Genomic DNA, 18,321 nt, shown 5'->3' on the forward strand with positions numbered 1-18,321 from the left:
AACGGTGAACGCGCCCCAACGCGGGACGCGTTCCTATTCCGGTTAACCCAGCGCCATTGACGCCCGAACGGTTTGGATCGTTTGTTCATAGAATGTGTCGACGTCCCGCCGGGCGGCCTCGGTCTTTTTCAACGCAAGCTCGGCCACGATCCCGTCGCGCAGGGCGCGGGTGGCGCGCATGCTGTAGGCATAATCGCGCATGTGATAACCTACAGCAACGCCGACAAATTCGCAGGCCCGGTCATCATTCAGGTAACCAACCTCAGACATGATCGGCTCACCATCATGGCCGCCTGTCACCTCCCCCTCACAGCCGCGGTGAAACTCGGTGAACAGCCGGATCTGCGCCGCCTCAGTTGCAGCCTGCGCTTTGGGGATATTGTCCAGCAGCTCATTGGCGTTGGGATAGGATTTGCCAAGGATCGCCAGAATTGCGCTCTGCTGCGCAAGGGTCACATCATGCAGGGCTGAGATGCGCACCAGATCCTCATCACTCAGGAACCCCGGCGCATTCAGCATCATGGTCAGCAGAAAGTTATAGTTTGCGTTGGCATTAAGCCAGGCATCGCTGACCCGCCCCTCATCTGCCGTGCCTTCCCAAAGCGCCAGCGTGGTGGTCACGCTTTGAATGTCCGCATAGGCGCGGGCAAAGGTCATATCGCTGAAGAACCCGCGATATTCGCTGCGGGCCGCATCCAACTCAGCCGCCAGCGCGTTCAACTGGTTTTGCAGCCCCTGAATGGCCGCGCCATTCACCATGCTTTCATAAAGCGCCCGGCCGATCCCCAGTATTGAAAACGCCGCCACAGCCACTGTACCAGCATCTTTGGCCTCGACCATCTTAATTGTCTTTGCTTCCGTCATTCGTCGTTCCTAAAAATAAGTGAAAACAAACGCGTAAACGGCGGGCAACGCCTATCGCGTCAGACCGCCAGACCATTCAAACATGCTGGATTTAGCCCGTTCAGGCCGCAGGACCAGTTGCGGCGCAACAGAATGCGGGCATTAAGGCTTAGACAAAGGCCGGATCTTCAAATCGGTAGCCGAAGCGATCAATATCCTCAGCACAGATCTCCGCCAGGAAGGCCGCATCGGTGTCTGAGTAATAGCGGCGATAGTCCCCGGCACGTGATGAGGCATTGGCGCGGGGCAGATCAATCGTGAAGCCCAGATGGGCCTCCACCTCGGGCAGGTCTTCCTCCAGATGCTCCAGCCGCACGTATTGATCACAGACCTCATTGCCGCGGGCATCCGTCATGTAATGCCGGGCGGGGGCTTGTTTTTGCGCCTGCCAGGTCATCGGATGCGACAGGAAGCCGGAAAACTCCTCACTCCGCGCCAATTGGATGGCGGGGTGGTCAAAGGTCTGGCGTTGCAGCCAGTGATAATAGCTGACCATCCGATCCCAGGGATTACGCACCATCGTGAAGGTGAAGTAGCGCTCCACCTCATCCGGGCCGACCAGCCCTTCGATATCGGCAAGGGTTGAGTGTTTCCAAAGCCTTCCGCGCGTCTCAACCCCGCTAAAACGCCGCCGCCGCTTGGCTGCCTTTGGCGTATCCCCGATCAGCACATCATCTTTCTTGGCACGATCCTCCAACGCCAGCGCCATTGAGGTGCCACCGGTCTTGGGGATGTGAATAAAAATGTATTGCCGCCCGTGAGAGATAAACATGCCCCCAAGCTAACCAAATTGATCCGGACGGAAAAGCCCGAAGCGCAGGCAAGCCCCCATGCTGCACCCGCAACATTATTTCACACCTACGCAATAATACGTTCTTTTCATTCTCGCCGCATCTGCACAATATACGCACATCTGAATACAGGAGGATCCCATGGGCTGGATGGCGGATGAAACAGGTCTAGGCAAAACGCAGGCGAACTATGTGCCGCTGACACCGCTGTCATGGTTGCAGCGCGCGGCCGTGATTTACCGCGACCATCCGGCCGTGGTCTATGGCAGCCACCGCAAGAGCTACGGCGAATACCACGCCCGGGTCAGTCGGCTGGCCTCGGCCCTGAAAGGTCTGGGCGTTGCCCCCGGTGATGTGGTGGCCACGATCCTGCCCAACATCCCCGCTCAGGCCGAAGCGCATTTCGGCGTCCCCGCCTGTGGGGCAGTGCTCAACACCATCAACACCCGGGTGGAGCCTGAAACCATCGCCTATATTCTGGATCATGGCGGCGCCAAGGTGGTGCTTTGTGATCCGCAGTTTCTGCCCTCTCTCGCCACCGCGCTGGAATTGATGGAGGGCCCCGCCCCACAGATCATTGAGGTTGCGGACGATCAGGCCGGCGTCCACGCCCATGGCCACTACATGGAGTATGAGGCGCTCTTGGACAGCGGCGATCCCACCTTTGAGTGGATCATGCCGCAGGACGAATGGGAAAGCATCGCGCTGAACTACACCTCAGGCACCACCGGGCGCCCCAAGGGTGTGGTCTACCATCACCGCGGCGCCTATCTGAACGCGATGGGACAGGTGATCAGCTGGCGCATGGTGCTGCACCCGCGCTACCTGACCATCGTGCCGCTGTTTCACTGCAACGGCTGGTGCCACACTTGGCTGATGCCCGCGATGGGCGGCACGGTTGTGTGCTGCCGCGACATCACCGCCAAAGCCATCTATGACGCCATCGCCGACGAAGGTGTCACCCATTTCGGCGGTGCCCCCATTGTGCTGAACACTCTTGTCCACGCCGCCGAGGCCGACCGCCGCAGCTTTGACCATGTGGTGGAAGTGTTCACCGCCGGTGCGCCCCCCGCCCCTGCAACCCTCGCCGCGATTGAGCCGATGGGCTTCAACATCACCCAGGTCTACGGCTTGACCGAGGTCTACGGCCCCGCCACCGAATGTACCTGGAAATCCGATTGGGACCCGCTGCAGGGCGACGATCGCGCCGCGATCAAGGCCCGTCAGGGGGTTGCCATGCCCGCCTATGAACATGTCACCGTGGTTGATGAAAACATGCAGCAAATCCCGATGGATGGCACCACGCAGGGCGAAATTGTGTTTCGCGGCAATGGGGTGATGAAAGGCTACCTGAAAAACCCCGACGCCACTGAAGAGGCCTTCAAGGGCGGCTATTTCCATTCCGGCGACATCGCGGTGCAACATCCTGATAGCTATGTGCAAATCGCGGACCGCGCCAAAGACATCATCATCTCAGGCGGGGAAAACATCTCCTCCGTCGAAGTTGAGGGCGTCTTGATGGCCCATCCCGATGTGTTGCTCTGCGCGGTGGTGGCCAAACCGGATGAAAAATGGGGCGAGGTTCCTTGCGCCTTTGTCGAATTGAAAGACGGCCATCAGGCAGAAGAGGCTGGCTTGATCGCCTTTGCCCGTGAACGGCTGGCCGGGTTCAAAACACCGAAAAAAGTCGTCTTCCAGGAACTGCCGAAAACATCGACCGGCAAAATCCAGAAGTTTGAACTGCGCAGCATCGCCAAAACGCTCTGACGCGCGGGCGGCTTTGCCCCGGTAAATGGCGCACGCGGGACCGTAAAAACGGGTGGGAGCCACACCCACCCCGCATCCCGCGTTGCCGCCTTGGGTCTGCCCGTGTTATCCATCGGGAAAAACAGGCAGAGCAGCCCGCCATGAGCACCGCGCTACGCAAATATCAACGTCTGGAAGCCACCGCGCTCTGGCGTCCCACGCCCGAGGAGCAGCGGCGCGAGGTCATCGTTTCCATCGGCGATGCCACTTTGGTGATCACCGATATGCAAGACCGGGCGTTGACCCATTGGTCCCTGCCCGCGCTGCAACGGGCCAATCCCGGCAATTGGCCGGCGCTCTACCACCCTGATGGCGACAGCGGCGAAACCCTTGAACTGGCTGAGGGCGAGGAGGAGATGGTCGCCGCCATCGAAAAGCTGCGCGCGGCCATCGAAAAACGCCGCCCCCGTCCCGGACGGTTGCGCTGGTGGATGATGGGCCTCTCGCTCAGCTCCGTTCTGGCGGTTGGGGTGTTCTGGCTGCCGGGAGCGGTGGTTGATCACACCATCTCGGTTCTGGCCGCCAGCCAAAAACGCGCCCTGGGTGAGGCCCTGTTGGCCGAGGCAGAAGGGTTCAGTGGACAGCGTTGCCAGAAACCTGCGCAGGGTGCCGTACTGACCCGGCTGGCCGAACGCATGCGCCCCATCGCGCCCGACACACTGGACATTCACGTGGTGCGTGACAGCCAGATTGAGGTGGCGATGCTGCCCGGCAACCTGATGTTGCTGAACAGCCGCCTGCTGGAAGATCACGAAGTCCCAGATGTGGCCGCTGGCTACATCATTGCCGAATTGCTGCGCGCAGGGTCCAATGATCCGCTGCACGCGCTACTGTCTGACAGTGGTATGCTGGCCAACCTGCAACTGCTGGCAACCGGCACCTTGGATGCCACCAGCCTGCGCAACCACGCCGAAGCCCTGCTGAGTGGCGCACGGGGCGCCACCGTCCAGCCCACCCCGGATGAGGCGTTGCTGATGGCCTTCCGCACGGCGGAGGTCAAATCGACCCCATATGCCTATGCCGTTGATGTCTCCGGGGAAACCACGCTTGCCTTGATTGAGGCCGATCCCTTCCCCCAGGCCGCGCCGCGCCCGGTTCTCAGCGATGCAGACTGGCTGCGCCTACAGGCGATCTGCGAAGGCTAACCCTCACAGCACCCAACCAGAAACGCAAAAGGCCGGGAGATACCCCGGCCTTGCACATTCTCTGTCTAAGCGATTAGCGCAGATAGGCGTCTTTGAACCCCGACCGGCGCACGATCGAAAGCGCCGCATTGGCATGTCCGCTGTCGACAAAGGGACCAACCACCACCAATTGCACCGGCTTGCCGCCGCGCTTGGCGTTCCAGATCCGCATTGGCAGACCTTTGGCCGCCAGATTGCCCGCAGTGCGTTGGGCGTTGCCCGCTTGGGCAAACATCGCAACCTGCACATAGGTTTTCGCCGCCTCGTTCGTCGTGGGGGTGGGCTTGGCGGCAGGCTTCTTTTTGGCCTGCTTCACCTTGCTGCGCACCGCCGGTGCCTTCGGTTCAGTCACAAAGGACTTGCTCGACAGGGTAGCCTGACCCGAAATCGACGTTGAGGTTGCCGCATTCTGCGCGGCGAAACTGGTGTAGGGATAGCTGAGTCCCGGATAATGGCGTGTCACATCCCGCCCCGAAGCCCGATCAATCAACTGACGCGGCACGGTCTGCGTCCAGATCAGATCCATCGCGGCCTTGCCGGCCATGGTCTGATGCGCCCGTTTCGGGTTCAGCCGATCATCTTCCCACAGCGGCCGGTAGCCTTCAGGGATGCCCACAAGCAGGGCAGAACGCTGCTGTTTTTCATAGACATGCCGCGGCACAACCCGCTGACTGCCTGCGGCAACAGCCACATAGTCCGAAACCACTGCCGCCTGCGTGCGGCTTTGCGGAACCGGCGAAATACTCTGCGGTTTGACCCGCACCCCGGTTGCCGACGGGGCCGAAGCGATGGTTGCCATCGGCGCCGCAAAGGTGCCCAGCGGTACGGTTGGGGCCTGTGTGGTCACATAGCCAACAGGTGATTTCTGCTGCGGTCCGCAGCGCACACCGCTGCCAGTGCCCAGATAGCGCTGACTGACCGCCGTGCCGCCGGGACAGGCCGGGCTGGCAGGCTGCACCACGCGGCGCGGGCTGGGCGTGGCAACAGGCGCAGGAGCGCTGGGTTTGACAACGGTTCTTGCGGTCTGCTGCGGGACGGCCTGCACTGTGGTGCGTGTGCGCGGTTTAAACAGGGACGACAGGGTGAACCGTGGCTGACGCTGTGTGGTCGCTGCTGTTGTGGCGGCGGGGGCAATCACCTCGGCCTTTGGCGGGGTTTGGACCTGCGGCGCGGCAACTGTCGCCCGCGCGGTGCGCACCGGCTGAGCCGCGACGGTCGGTGCGGGTTTCGGCGCTGCTTGCTGTGCGGCGGGTTTGGCGGCCACGATGGCCGGCACGGGATCCGGATCCGGGATCACCGGCAAATCAGCAGATTGTGCCTGTGCAAAAGTCGGCTTCGCGTTGCAGATGTGCTGACGGCTGCGGCTGACGCGGGGGATCCAGTTCACCAAACCGCCCGTGCTGGCGCGGATAAAGACGCAGCCCCGGCTGTCGACATACTGGCGTCCATTGAAACTGCTGGGCGGAAATTCGGCAGGAATGCTGGTATCCGTACGCGCCATCGCAGGCGCGGCAGTAAAGCCGGTAGATGCAAGAATGACAGCGGTTACGACTGCGCGTTTAAAACTCATTTGTGCCCCCACACAATGTGCAGGGGCACTCTGCACGAATCAGCGACTCGTGTAAAGAATCGGGGCTTATTTTGTGCCGAACATCCGGTCGCCCGCATCCCCTAGTCCGGGCATGATGTAGCCTTTTTCGTTCAAACACTCATCAAGTGAGGCTGTTACGATCGGCACATCAGGGTGGGCTTCCTTCATTTTTGCAACGCCTTCAGGCGCGGCCAGAAGGCACATGAAACGGATATTTGTGGCGCCTGCCTCTTTCAGCAGATCGATCGCGGCCGCCGAGGAATTGCCTGTGGCCAGCATCGGATCCACAGCAATGACCAGACGATCCTCCAGGTTTTCCGGCACCTTGAAGTAATATTGCACCGGCTGCAGGGTCTCTTCGTCGCGATAGAGGCCAACAAAACCCACGCGCGCACCGGGGATCAGCTCCAAAACGCCGTCCATCAAGCCGTTGCCGGCCCGCAGGATCGACACCAGCGCCAGTTTTTTGCCTTGCAGCACCGGGGCATCCATCTCTTGCATCGGGGTTGAGATGCGTTTGGTGGTCAGCTCCATTTCGCGGGTGATCTCATAGGCCAGCAGCTGGCTGATCTCACGCAGGAGGCGGCGGAATTCAGGGGTGGCGGTGTCCTTGTCCCGCATCTGGGTCAGCTTGTGCTGCACCAGCGGGTGGTCCACGACGGTCAGATGTTCGCTCATCAGGCTTCCAATCGCTGTTTGATACGTGTCTTTGTATCGGCGTCGCAGAAGGCGGCGTCAATCGCTGTCATATTCAAAGCTGTGAAATCTTCGGCGCCCCAGCCAAAGGCCTGCTCCAGCATTTCATATTCTTTGGTCATCGTGGTGTGGAAGAAGGGCGGATCATCAGTGGACACCGTGACCTTCACGCCCGCATCGCGCAGCCGTTTGATCGGGTGGTCCTTGATCGACGGGTAAACCCCCAGCACCACGTTTGAGCCCGGGCAAACCTCCAGGGTCACACCTTCGTCGATGACCCGCTGCATCAGCGCTTCATCTTCAATCACCTGAACCCCGTGGCCCAGACGCTCCACCTTCAGATCATCCAGCGCCTGACGGATCGATTCCGGCCCGCCCCATTCACCGGCATGGGTGGTCAGCTGCAGACCGGCCTCACTGGCGCAGTCAAAGGCCCATTTAAAGGTGCCTTGGGTGAACTGGTTCTCATCGCCGCCCATGCCGAAACCGGTGATGAAATCCCCCTTGGTTTCCGCCGCACATTGCGCGGTTTCCTTGGCCCATTCTCCACCGAAGTGACGGATGCAGGTCACGATACCCTTTAGCGTGATGCCATGCGCGGCCTCAGCCTTGTCAGCCGCTTCCTGAATGGCGTGCAGGTATTCCTTCCACGCCCCCACATCACGGCCGCCGCAGAAATCGGGGCTGATGAAGCTTTCGGCGTAGATCACGCCGTTGGCGGCACATTCTTCCAGCACGGCGGTGGTCAGGCGGGCATAATCCTCAGGGCTTTTCAGCACCGAAGTTGCAGCCTCATAAACGCTCAGGAAATGTACAAAATCCTTGAAGGCGTAGCTGCCGTCCTCGTTGAAGACACCCTCAAGGTCGACCTTCTTTTCATGCGCCAGCTGTCGGATAAAGGCGGGCGGGGCCGCGCCTTCGTGGTGCAGGTGCAATTCAACTTTGGGAAACTGGTTCCAGCTCATAGAAAACTCCGTCCTGGCCCTTCTGCGGCCACATCCAAATGCGCAGCCACCGAGGCTGCAACGTCAACAAAGGCGACCTGCCCAATGCTGCCGGCCCCTTTGCCCGCAATCAGCACCGGGGTGCGTTCACGGGTGTGGTCGGTGCCGGGCCAGCTGGGATCATTGCCGTGATCTGCGGTGATCAGCAGCATATCGTCGGGGCGCAACTGCGGCAGAATGGTGGATAGTTCAGCATCAAACCATTCCAAAGCCCGCGCATAGCCCGAGATATCGCGGCGGTGACCATAAAGGCTGTCAAACTCGACAAAATTGGCAAAGACCAGGCTACCCTCTTCCGCTTCAGCCACCAGATCCTTCAGGTGGCCCATCAGCTGGGCATCCGACCCTTTGCGCAGATCATCGATCCCCCGCATTGAGAAGATATCGCCAATCTTTCCAACACCATAGACCTTGCGTCCCGCACCCTGCACCCAGTCACACAGGGTGGCTGACGGCGGCGCGATGGCATAGTCATGGCGGTTGGTTGTGCGGGTGAAGCCCTCAGCCTCAGACCCGATGAAGGGGCGGGCGATGACCCGGCCCACTTTCATATCATGCAGATAGGGCGCCACGTCCTGACAGAGCTGCAACAACCGGTCGAGGCCGAAATGCTCTTCATGGGCGGCGATCTGCAATACGCTGTCTGCCGAGGTGTAGCAGATCGGCCAGCCGGAACGGATATGTTCGGCACCAAAATCGGCAATCACCTGGGTGCCCGAGGCATGGCAATTGGCCAAAATCCCTTCGGTGCCAGCATGTTGTGCAATGTGTTTGCTCAGCGCGTCGGGGAAGCTGGGCTGCTGATCGGGGAAATAATGCCAGTCCCACGGCACCGGCACGCCGGCCAGTTCCCAATGCCCCGATGGTGTATCCTTGCCCGGTGACACCTCGGTCGCCGCACCCCAAAGGCCGGTTGGCTCTGCCGCCAGGCCCGGTGCTTCAGCGCCCGAGGCCAGCGCAACCGCGCGGCCCAGCCCAAGCGCATCCAAAGTGGGCAGGCTCAAAGGCCCGGACCGGCCTTCTTCACCGCGCCCCTCGGCGCAGCCGTCGGCAATATGGCCGACGGTGTTCGCGCCCGTGTCGGGCAGCGACCCGTTATAAAATTTGTCGGCATCAGGGGCGCCCCCGATACCGACTGAATCGATCACAACCAAAAATGCGCGCGCCATCTCAGCCGACCCTTTCATGTACAAGAGGAGGCAGATCAGGGGGAGTTTCACCCAAGGCGATCGCCCCAAGCACCGCCTCGGCAGCCACATCCGCAGCCCCTTCCCGGGCCGCATGGATTCGCGCCAGCGGTTGGCCCTTTTGCACTTTTGCGCCCAGAACTGCAACCTCGGACAGGCCCACAGCCGGATCCACCACATCGCTTTCGACCTGACGCCCACCGCCCAATTCGACCACCGCCAAACCCAGCGCGTGACCGTTGATCGCGCTGACATAACCATCCGCAGGCGCCTTCACCTCCCGGATCACCGGCGCCTCGGGCAGGAAACGGGCCCAGTTTTCAACGAATTGCAGCGGTCCACCCTGTGCCGCCACCATCCGGCCAAAGGTCTCAGCCGCCTGACCGCTGCGGATTGCAGCGCGCATCTTCTCGGCACCGTTACCCGCGTCTTTTGCAAGACCGGCATTGGCCAGCGCCACACCGCCCAGCTCCGCTGACAGTTCAAACAGCGGCCCTTCAACCGCGCCCGTCAGCACCCGCATGGAACTGGCCACCTCCAGCGCATTGCCTAATTCCGCGGCCAGCGGCTGGTTCATATCGGTGATCAGTGCCGTGGTCGGGCAGCCGGCAGCATTGGCGGTTGAGACCAGCGCCGCAGCCAGCGCGCGGGCGTCATCGGCGGTTTTCATAAACGCGCCAGAGCCAACTTTGACGTCCAGCACCAGCCCTTCCAGACCCGCGGCCAATTTCTTGGACAGGATGGAGGCGGTGATCAGATCCAGGCTTTCCACCGTGCCGGTGACGTCACGCACCGCATAAAGCCGCTTGTCGGCTGGCGCCACCTCACCTGAGGCCGAGACAATCGCGCAGCCCGCTTTGGCGACGACGTCTTTGAACTGCTCCTCGCTGAGGCCGGTGCGATAACCGGGGATTGCCTCCAGCTTATCAAGGGTGCCGCCGGTATGCCCCAGCCCGCGCCCCGAAATCATCGGCACATAGCCACCGCAAGCCGCCAGCGCCGGCGCCAGAACCAGCGACACGCAATCGCCCACGCCACCGGTCGAGTGTTTGTCGATCACCGGCCGGTCCAGATCCCAGCGCATCACATCGCCACTGTCCCGCATCGCCAGGGTCAGACCCACCCGACCCTCTTCGCTCATACCGTTCAAGAGCGCCGCCATGGCAAAGGCCCCGGCCTGCGCGTCACTCACGGTGCGATCAGACAAGCCTCTGGCAAACCACGCCAATTCCTCGCGGCTCACCTCTTGCTTTTCGCGCAGTTTGACGATGATCGCGCGTGCATCCATGGCTCAGCTCCGCTCCATATGGCTGGCGTCAAAGGCGCCGGGCAGCAGGTCACCAATGGTGGTGGTCAGGATCGTGCCATCGGTGGTGGCCAGCGTAACCTTCACATCACGGGCGCCAAATTCCGCCAGTTTCTGACGGCAGCCACCGCAGGGCGGAACCGGCGCCGGGCTGTCAGCAATGACACAAACCTCGGTCAGTTCCTTTTCGCCCGCAGCCACCATCGCCGCGATGGCCCCCGCCTCGGCGCAGGTGCCTTCGGGATAGGCCACGTTTTCCACGTTGCAACCCTGATAGGTCACGCCACCCTTTGACAGGATCGCCGCGCCGACCTTGAAATTGGAATAGGGCGCATGGGCGTTTTCACGGACCGCCGTGGCGGCCTCCAGCAGGCTGGTGTTCTCAGGCATCGACTCGGGCATTGTCAGGCATCCTTTTATTCTTGATCTTATAGGGGGTCTTGTGACCCTATTTTGTTGGAGTGCAACCGGCAACGGTTACGTATTTTTTGACCGAATGGAAAACTTTTGACCAAACGAGGGGCACAATGCAAGCGCCCTGTTAGCGCTAAGCTAAAATCAGCGTCTTTCGCAGAGGAGGAATATAGTTTAACGCTAAACTACCATATTTTATGAGGCGATCCGATGTCCGACAGCCATAACGAGAAACTGCGCCAGGCAGCCCTGTTTTACCACGAACACCCGAAACCCGGGAAGCTGGAGGTGCGCGCCACCAAACCGCTGGCCAACGGCCGCGATCTGGCCCGCGCCTATAGCCCCGGCGTGGCTGAGGCCTGTCTGGAAATCAAATCCGAACCCTCAGACGCCAGCCGCTACACCGCGCGTGGCAATCTGGTGGGCGTTGTGTCCAACGGCTCAGCCGTTCTGGGCCTCGGCAACATCGGCGCGCTGGCCTCCAAACCGGTGATGGAAGGCAAGGCGGTTCTGTTCAAAAAATTCGCCAACATCGACTGTTTCGACATTGAAGTCGAAGAGAAGGACCCGGAAAAACTGGCCGAGATTGTCTGCGCGTTGGAGCCAACTTTTGGCGCGATCAACCTCGAAGACATCAAAGCCCCCGACTGTTTCATCGTGGAAAAGATCTGCCGGGAAAAGATGAACATCCCGGTCTTCCACGATGACCAGCACGGCACCGCGATCGTTGTTGGCGCCGCAGCAACCAACGCGCTGGAAGTGGCTGGCAAACGCTTTGAGGACATCAAGATCGTCTCCACCGGTGGTGGCGCGGCGGGCATTGCCTGCCTCAACATGCTGCTGAAACTGGGTGTGAAACGTGAAAACGTCTGGCTCTGCGATATCGACGGTCTGGTTTACGAAGGCCGTACCAGTGAGATGACGCCGCAGAAGGCGGAATATGCCCAAGCCAGCGACAAACGCACGCTGGATGAGGTGATCGACGGCGCCGACATGTTCCTGGGTCTCTCGGGCCCCGGCGTGCTGAAGCCTGAAATGGTGGCCAAGATGGCGGATCGTCCGATCATCTTTGCCCTGGCCAACCCGACCCCGGAAATCATGCCGGACCTGGCCCGCGAAGTGGCACCAGAGGCGATCATCGCGACCGGCCGCAGCGACTTCCCCAATCAGGTGAACAACGTGCTGTGCTTCCCGTTCATCTTCCGCGGCGCGCTGGATGTCGGCGCGACTGAGATCAACGATGAAATGTGCGTCGCCTGTGTGCAGGGCATCGCGGAACTGGCCCGCGCCACCACCTCGGCTGAGGCGGCAGCGGCCTATCAGGGCGAACAGCTGACCTTTGGCTGTGACTATCTGATCCCGAAACCCTTTGACCCGCGTCTGGTGGGCGTGGTCTCCGCCGCCGTGGCCAAGGCCGCAATGGACAGTGGCGTGGCCACCCGCCCGATTGAGGATCTGGAGGCCTATAAACACAAGCTGGATCAGTCGGTCTTCAAATCGGCGCTGCTGATGCGCCCGCTGTTTGAAAGCGCTCGCGCCGCCTCGCGCCGGATCATCTTTGCCGAGGGTGAAGACGAACGTGTGCTGCGCGCCGCGCAGGCCATTCTGGAAGAAACCACCGAAACCCCGATCCTGATTGGCCGCCCCGAAGTATTGGAAGCGCGCTGTGAACGCGCTGGCCTGACCATTCGCCCCGGGCAGGATTTTGAGTTTGTGAACCCGGAAAACGATCCGCGTTACTTTGACTATTGGAACAGCTATCATCAGCTGATGGAACGTAAGGGCGTCACCCCAGATATCGCCAAGGCGATCATGCGCACCAACACCACCGCCATTGGTGCGGTGGCCGTGCAACGCGGTGAGGCGGACAGCCTGATCTGCGGCACCTTTGGCGAATACCGCTGGCATCTGGACTATATCCAGCAGATCCTTGGCACCCAGACCCTGACGCCCCATGGCGCGCTGTCGCTGATGATCCTAGAAGATGGGCCACTGTTCATCGCTGACACGCAAGTCAACGAGCTGCCGACGCCGGACCAGCTGGTGCGCATCGTCGAAGGCGCTGCCCGTCACGTCCGCCGTTTCGGTCTGGAGCCCAATATCGCGCTGTGTTCACAGAGCCAGTTCGGCAACCACAAAGAGGGATCCGGCAAACGTCTGCGCGAAGCGTTGGAGATCCTCGACAGCCGCAATCCTGACTTCTGCTACGAAGGTGAGATGAACGTCGACGTAGCGCTGGACCCGGAACTGCGTCAGCGCATCTTCCCCCGTTCCCGGATGCAGGGCGCGGCCAATGTGCTGGTCTTTGCCCATGCCGATGCGGCCTCAGGCGTGCGCAACATCCTGAAAATGCGGGCTGACGGGCTGGAGGTTGGCCCGATCCTGATGGGCATGGGCAACAAGGCCCATATCGTCAGCCCCTCGATCACGGCGCGGGGGCTGTTGAACATGGCCGCCATCGCCGGCACACCGGTGGATCATTATGGCTAAGGTCCTATATTGGGGGGGGCACGGCCTGGCCGTGCTCCTCCTGACATTGTTGACCTTTGTTGGCGGGATCGCCTGGGCCGCTGCGCTCTTTGGCACCCACATCCACTTCCTCTTCCGCTTTACGCTGGCCTATCTGGCCCTTTCACTTGCCCTGCTGTGGCTGCCGCACCTGCTGTTTCAGAACAATGTTGTTTCAGTACCGCGGATCAGCAACAGCGTTCAGTCGTCGCAGTTTCTGAAAACCCCTGCGGTTTACCGGCTGATGAACCGCGATTTCGTCACGCCGGAACTGCACAGCGTCGCGCGTGACCTGGCCGATCACATGGCCCGGCACTTTCCCGCCACCCCGCGCACCGTGACCTATGCGCTGGATGGCAACTTCCCCTTCTTTGACTGGCTACCCCTGCTGCCGCATCTCAGCCACAACGACGGTAAAGCGCTGGATCTGGCGCTTTATTGGCAGGATTCAAATGGCGCCTATGTCGCGGGCCCCGGAAAATCACCGCTAGGCTATTGGGGCTATGTGGACAGCCCAAGCGATTGCCCCCCGCGAGCCTTTGACCTGCGCTGGGATTTGAACTGGCTACAGCCGCGCCTGCCGGATCTGCAACTGGATGTCGCCCGCACCCGCGAAGCGCTGATCTGGCTCAGCCAGGACCGCCGGGTGCATAAGACCCTGATTGAACCGCATATCCTGGCCCAGATCGGCTACGACCACCCCAAGATCAGGTTTCAGGGCTGCGCGGCAGCACGCCACGATGATCACATCCACATTCAGCTGTGATCCAGAATCACGCAGCCCTCACACCCGCCGCAGCTAACTTTGCAAACTCCACCGTAATTTCCCCGTATTTCTTGCAGAATTTGCTGCTTTGCAAAACTTTGCAGAGTGATTTTGGAAGATTCTGCAAATATCTGCGTATTTCTGTCACTGTTGGCGGCAACATCCTTGCCTCACCGGAAAGCCCTCCCCTACACCTGAGACAAGCAATTTAAGGAGGAGGCATCTGATGACATATAAAGAGGTCTATGAAGGCTGGAAGGCCGACCCGGAAGCGTTCTGGCTGGACGCGGCCAAGGCCATTGACTGGGACGTGGCCCCGACCAAGGCGCTGCATGCCGACAATGCCCCCCTTTATGAATGGTTCAAAGACAGCAAGGTCAACACCTGCTGGAACGCCGTGGACCGCCATGTTGAGGCCGGTCGCGGCGATCAGGTGGCGATCATCCACGACAGCCCGGTCACCGGATCGAAGAAGTGGATCACCTATGTGGAGCTGCGCAACCGCGTGGCCATGCTGGCCGGCGCGCTGAAGGCAAAAGGCATCGAAAAAGGCGACCGCGTCATCATCTACATGCCGATGATCCCCGAAGCGCTGGAGGCCATGCTGGCCTGTTCCCGTCTGGGCGCTGTGCATTCGGTGGTGTTTGGCGGCTTTGCCTCCAACGAACTGGCCGTGCGCATTGACGATGCCAAACCCAAGGCCATTATCGCCGCCTCCTGCGGAATCGAACCAGGCCGCACTGTGCATTACAAACCGCTGCTGGATGGCGCCATTGAACTGGCCCAGCACAAGCCTGACTTCACCGTGATCTTCCAGCGCGAAAACGAAGTGGCGGAGCTGAAAGAGGGCCGCGATTTCAACTGGCACGGCTTCCAATACGGTGTGGAACCGGCAGACTGTGTCCCGGTGGAGGGCGACCACCCCGCCTATATCCTCTATACCTCAGGCACCACTGGCCAGCCCAAGGGCGTTGTGCGCCCCACCGCAGGCCATCTGGTGGCGCTGAACTGGACGATGAAGAACCTCTACAACGTCGATCCCGGCGATGTATTCTGGGCGGCCTCGGATGTGGGTTGGGTCGTTGGCCACAGCTATATCTGCTACGGCCCGCTGATCCACGGCAACACCACCGTAGTCTTTGAAGGCAAACCCATTGGCACCCCGGATGCGGGCACCTTCTGGCGGGTGATCGAAGAGCATAAGGTCAAAAGCTTCTTCACCGCCCCCACCGCCTTCCGTGCAGTGAAACGCGAAGATCCTAAGGGCGAGTTTGTCAAAAAATATGACCTTTCCTGCCTGAAACAGGTCTATCTGGCGGGGGAACGTGCGGATCCAGACACCATCGTCTGGGCGCAGGAGCAGCTGAACGTGCCGGTGATTGACCATTGGTGGCAGACCGAAACCGGCTGGTGCATCGCCGGCAACCCCTTGGGGATCGAAGAACTGCCCACCAAACTGGGCAGCCCCGCCGTGCCGCTGCCGGGCTATGACGTGCAGATCCTGGATGAAGGCGGCCACCCGGTGCCCGCCGGTGAACTGGGCGCCATCGCCATCAAACTGCCGCTGCCCCCCGGCACCCTGCCGACCCTGTGGAACGCGGAAGAGCGGTTCAAATCCTCCTACCTCACCACCTTCCCCGGCTACTATGAAACCGGCGATGCCGGCATGATTGATGAGGACGGCTACCTCTCGATCATGGCGCGGACTGATGACGTCATCAACGTTGCGGGCCACCGTCTGTCGACCGGCGGCATGGAGGAGGTGCTGGCCGCCCACCCCGATGTGGCCGAATGCGCGGTGATCGGCGTGTCGGACGATCTGAAGGGGCAGCTGCCGCTGGGCTTCCTCTGCCTCAATTCGGGGTGCAACCGCCCCCATGACGAAGTGGTAAAAGAGGTGGTCAAGCTGGTGCGCGAAAAGATCGGCCCGGTTGCGGCCTTCAAACTGGCCACCGTTGTGGACCGCCTGCCCAAGACCCGGTCTGGCAAGATCCTGCGCGGCACCATGGTGTCGATCGCCGATGGCAAAGACTACAAGATGCCGGCCACCATCGATGATCCCGCCATTCTGGATGAGATCAAGACTGCGCTGCAGGGGTTGGGCTACGCCGCCTGACCAGTCTTTTCGACCTGAGAATATAGAAACGGCGCGGGAGACTGCGCCGTTTTGTATTGGGCCGTTTTCCGTTGGGATTTGCGACCTCAGGGAATTACCAAAGCCTCCGGATCCCGACCCGCCCGGGACCAGAGCGGCTCCAGTTCATCCTGCACTTTGGGGGCCAGCGGCGCGATGCGCAGCGCCTGCAGATAGGCCTCAATCGCGGCAGGTTCATCACCGCGCGCCGCCTCAATCCGGGCCTTCAGCCGCCAGGCGGGCCAATTGACCTCGGACTGGTTAAGGATCGGCGCCAGCATCGTCAGCGCCGCCTGCTGCTCACCTGCATCTTGCAGGAACACAGCAAGGTTGTAGCGGGCGATTGCAAAGTCGGGATAGCGGGCCACCAGATCCTCCATCGCCCTGCGCCCCGCCGCCTTGTCCCCTGATAGGAAAAGCGCCATCGCACGCTGTTGCAGCAACATCGCATTGTCCGGTGCCACGCTCAGCCCCTTCTCGGCCGCCACAAGGGCCAGATCATAACGCTGCTGTGCCAAGGCACTGCGGGTCAGAACCAGCCAGGGCTCAAACCCGCGCACAGCGCCCTCCGCCTCCATCTGGCGCAGCAAGGCCTTCAGCTGTTTGGCGGCTGGGGCGTATTTGTAAGAGGTGTAGCGCAACCCGCCGATCAGCTTGGCCATCTCCGCTTCCTGCGGGGTGAGCCCCTGATCGGGATAGAGCAGCGTCACCGCCGCCACCTTGGCCGGTCGTTTGCGCATCGGCGCAACCAGAACCGACAGCGGGCCGGGATCGCGTTGGATCCGGTGGTCAGTCATCGTGGTATGGATCACATCCTGCGTACGGCGGGTAGGCATATGGCAGGAGGTACATTGGCCCTGCGGATCCACATCCGGATGCGGTTCCCCCGACGCCATCACTGGCAGATCACGCGCGTCCACCTCATGACAGCTGAGGCAGATCTGCCGATAATGATCCGCGCGTTCGGCCACCGGCACCTTGCGATGGGGATCATGACAGGTCAGACAGCCCAGTGCGTTCTCCTGACCCAAAGTCTGCGTGAAACAGGCGCTTTGCTCCATCCGATAGGGATGGTGATTGATGTCAAAGCGCTGCGACTGGTTACGCGTCTCATCACGGATATCCAGCAGCGTCTTATAGCCCTGCAGCGGCTCCCCCGGTCGGAAGGAATAAGCCCCGCGCCCGGGGCGCAACTCAGGCGTGACAGCGACCGAGGGCTGCATATGGCAGCCATAACAAATGCCATATAACTCCTGCCGCGGCAGGTCGATCGGGTTCACGATGGCGGCTTTGATCGCCTCAGTTTCCGGGGCCTCACTATAAAGCGCCCGCAGATGCGCCGCGCCGGGACCATGGCAGCGCTGGCAGCCGATCCCCTCAGGCAGATCCACGGGATAGGTCTGGGGCATCCCCTCCAGATCGCTGCCCTTTGGCACATCCGGGAAGGCGTTGTGACAGGCCATGCAGCGATGGCGCACCTGCCGGTTTACGCCAAGGTGATCGGCCTCTTCATAGCCCGGCGCCATTTCCCACAGACCACCCTGCAGCGTGTACCACGACAGTGGCAGCTGCATCAGCTCCCCTGACCCGGTCCGATAGAGGTAAATCCGCGAGTGATGGCCCGATCCCAGGATCCAATCGACGCGGGTTTCAAACACATGGGTGCGCTGGCCTTTGGCGTTCAGCTGATAGCGGCGGAAGTAATAGCGCCCGTCATCAACCCACAGTTCGTAATGCCGATTGGAGGGTTCATGGTAAAACCGCCCCACCCCATCCTCATCAAAGCGCTCAATCACCTCCGCGCCATCCGCCTTGACGAAGCTTTTGCCCATCCCGACCTGCTGGAAGCTTTCCCATTTGTCGCTGTGGCACTCCCCGCAGACCGCATCGGGCACATAGCCCGCCGCCGCCCCGCTGGTGACGGGGATCTCAAACGCGGCCAAAGGATCCACAGCACCCGCCTCAGCCAAGCCGAGGGCAGGAAAAGCAAAAACAAAGCTCAAAAACGTGATGGCTAGGCAGCGCATACAT

The 18,321-nt window shown here is 61.0% G+C and carries 14 protein-coding genes; 5 read left to right on the forward strand and 9 right to left on the reverse strand.

The features are described from left to right. Nucleotides 1–42: 42 nt before the first annotated feature. Nucleotides 43–864 carry a hypothetical protein gene (locus TL5118_RS10630; protein WP_058244991.1) on the reverse strand — a complete coding sequence of 274 codons (822 nt, stop codon included), beginning with the start codon at nucleotides 862–864 and terminating at the stop codon, nucleotides 43–45. 148 nt (nucleotides 865–1,012) lie between these two features. Beyond that, a complete protein-coding gene (locus TL5118_RS10635) occupies nucleotides 1,013–1,675 on the reverse strand; it encodes a sulfotransferase family 2 domain-containing protein (protein ID WP_058244992.1) in 663 nt (220 codons plus the stop codon). Nucleotides 1,676–1,835: 160 nt separating this feature from the next. Here TL5118_RS10635 and TL5118_RS10640 point away from each other — a divergent pair, with 160 nt between their 5' ends. Further along, a complete protein-coding gene (locus TL5118_RS10640; RefSeq protein ID WP_058244993.1) occupies nucleotides 1,836–3,461 on the forward strand; it encodes an AMP-binding protein in 1,626 nt (541 codons plus the stop codon). A 140-nt stretch (nucleotides 3,462–3,601) separates the two neighbouring features. Then, on the forward strand, nucleotides 3,602–4,645 hold the full coding sequence (locus TL5118_RS10645) for a hypothetical protein (RefSeq protein ID WP_058244994.1): 1,044 nt from the start codon (nucleotides 3,602–3,604) through the stop codon (nucleotides 4,643–4,645). Between the two features lie 73 nt (nucleotides 4,646–4,718). On the opposite strand, the gene TL5118_RS10650 is transcribed toward TL5118_RS10645, so the two are convergent. From TL5118_RS10650 to TL5118_RS10675, 6 genes are all read right to left on the reverse strand, one after another. After that, on the reverse strand, nucleotides 4,719–6,254 hold the full coding sequence (locus TL5118_RS10650) for an SPOR domain-containing protein (RefSeq protein WP_082626415.1): 1,536 nt from the start codon (nucleotides 6,252–6,254) through the stop codon (nucleotides 4,719–4,721). 66 nt (nucleotides 6,255–6,320) lie between these two features. Continuing rightward, entirely contained in the window at nucleotides 6,321–6,953 is a 633-nt protein-coding gene (upp, locus tag TL5118_RS10655; protein ID WP_058244996.1) for a uracil phosphoribosyltransferase, read from the reverse strand. Continuing rightward, complete coding sequence (locus TL5118_RS10660) at nucleotides 6,953–7,936, reverse strand: adenosine deaminase (RefSeq protein ID WP_058244997.1); 984 nt, start codon at nucleotides 7,934–7,936, stop codon at nucleotides 6,953–6,955. Before TL5118_RS10660 ends, upp begins: the two co-directional genes overlap by 1 nt. Further along, entirely contained in the window at nucleotides 7,933–9,144 is a 1,212-nt protein-coding gene (locus tag TL5118_RS10665; protein ID WP_058244998.1) for a phosphopentomutase, read from the reverse strand. Before TL5118_RS10665 ends, TL5118_RS10660 begins: the two co-directional genes overlap by 4 nt. A 1-nt stretch (nucleotide 9,145) precedes the next feature. Further along, nucleotides 9,146–10,450 (reverse strand): thymidine phosphorylase, encoded by a 1,305-nt coding sequence (locus TL5118_RS10670; RefSeq protein ID WP_058244999.1) that lies wholly within the window; start codon nucleotides 10,448–10,450, stop codon nucleotides 9,146–9,148. 3 nt (nucleotides 10,451–10,453) lie between these two features. Next, entirely contained in the window at nucleotides 10,454–10,870 is a 417-nt protein-coding gene (locus TL5118_RS10675; RefSeq protein ID WP_082626416.1) for a cytidine deaminase, read from the reverse strand. A 222-nt stretch (nucleotides 10,871–11,092) separates the two neighbouring features. Here TL5118_RS10675 and TL5118_RS10680 point away from each other — a divergent pair, with 222 nt between their 5' ends. The 3 genes from TL5118_RS10680 (at nucleotide 11,093) to prpE (ending at nucleotide 16,272) form a co-directional block, all read left to right on the forward strand. Beyond that, nucleotides 11,093–13,372 (forward strand): NADP-dependent malic enzyme, encoded by a 2,280-nt coding sequence (locus tag TL5118_RS10680; protein ID WP_058245000.1) that lies wholly within the window; start codon nucleotides 11,093–11,095, stop codon nucleotides 13,370–13,372. Beyond that, complete coding sequence (locus TL5118_RS10685; protein WP_058245001.1) at nucleotides 13,365–14,156, forward strand: hypothetical protein; 792 nt, start codon at nucleotides 13,365–13,367, stop codon at nucleotides 14,154–14,156. Before TL5118_RS10680 ends, TL5118_RS10685 begins: the two co-directional genes overlap by 8 nt. A gap of 226 nt (nucleotides 14,157–14,382) precedes the next feature. Further along, on the forward strand, nucleotides 14,383–16,272 hold the full coding sequence (prpE, locus tag TL5118_RS10690; protein ID WP_058245002.1) for a propionate-CoA ligase PrpE: 1,890 nt from the start codon (nucleotides 14,383–14,385) through the stop codon (nucleotides 16,270–16,272). Nucleotides 16,273–16,358: 86 nt separating this feature from the next. Here the strand turns inward: prpE and TL5118_RS10695 are convergent, their stop codons facing one another. Beyond that, nucleotides 16,359–18,317, reverse strand: coding sequence for a cytochrome c3 family protein (locus TL5118_RS10695; protein WP_058245003.1), 1,959 nt, complete (start codon nucleotides 18,315–18,317; stop codon nucleotides 16,359–16,361). Nucleotides 18,318–18,321 lie beyond the last annotated feature (4 nt).

The organism is Thalassovita autumnalis (genome assembly GCF_001458255.1).
GTDB classification, from domain to species: domain Bacteria; phylum Pseudomonadota; class Alphaproteobacteria; order Rhodobacterales; family Rhodobacteraceae; genus Thalassobius; species Thalassobius autumnalis.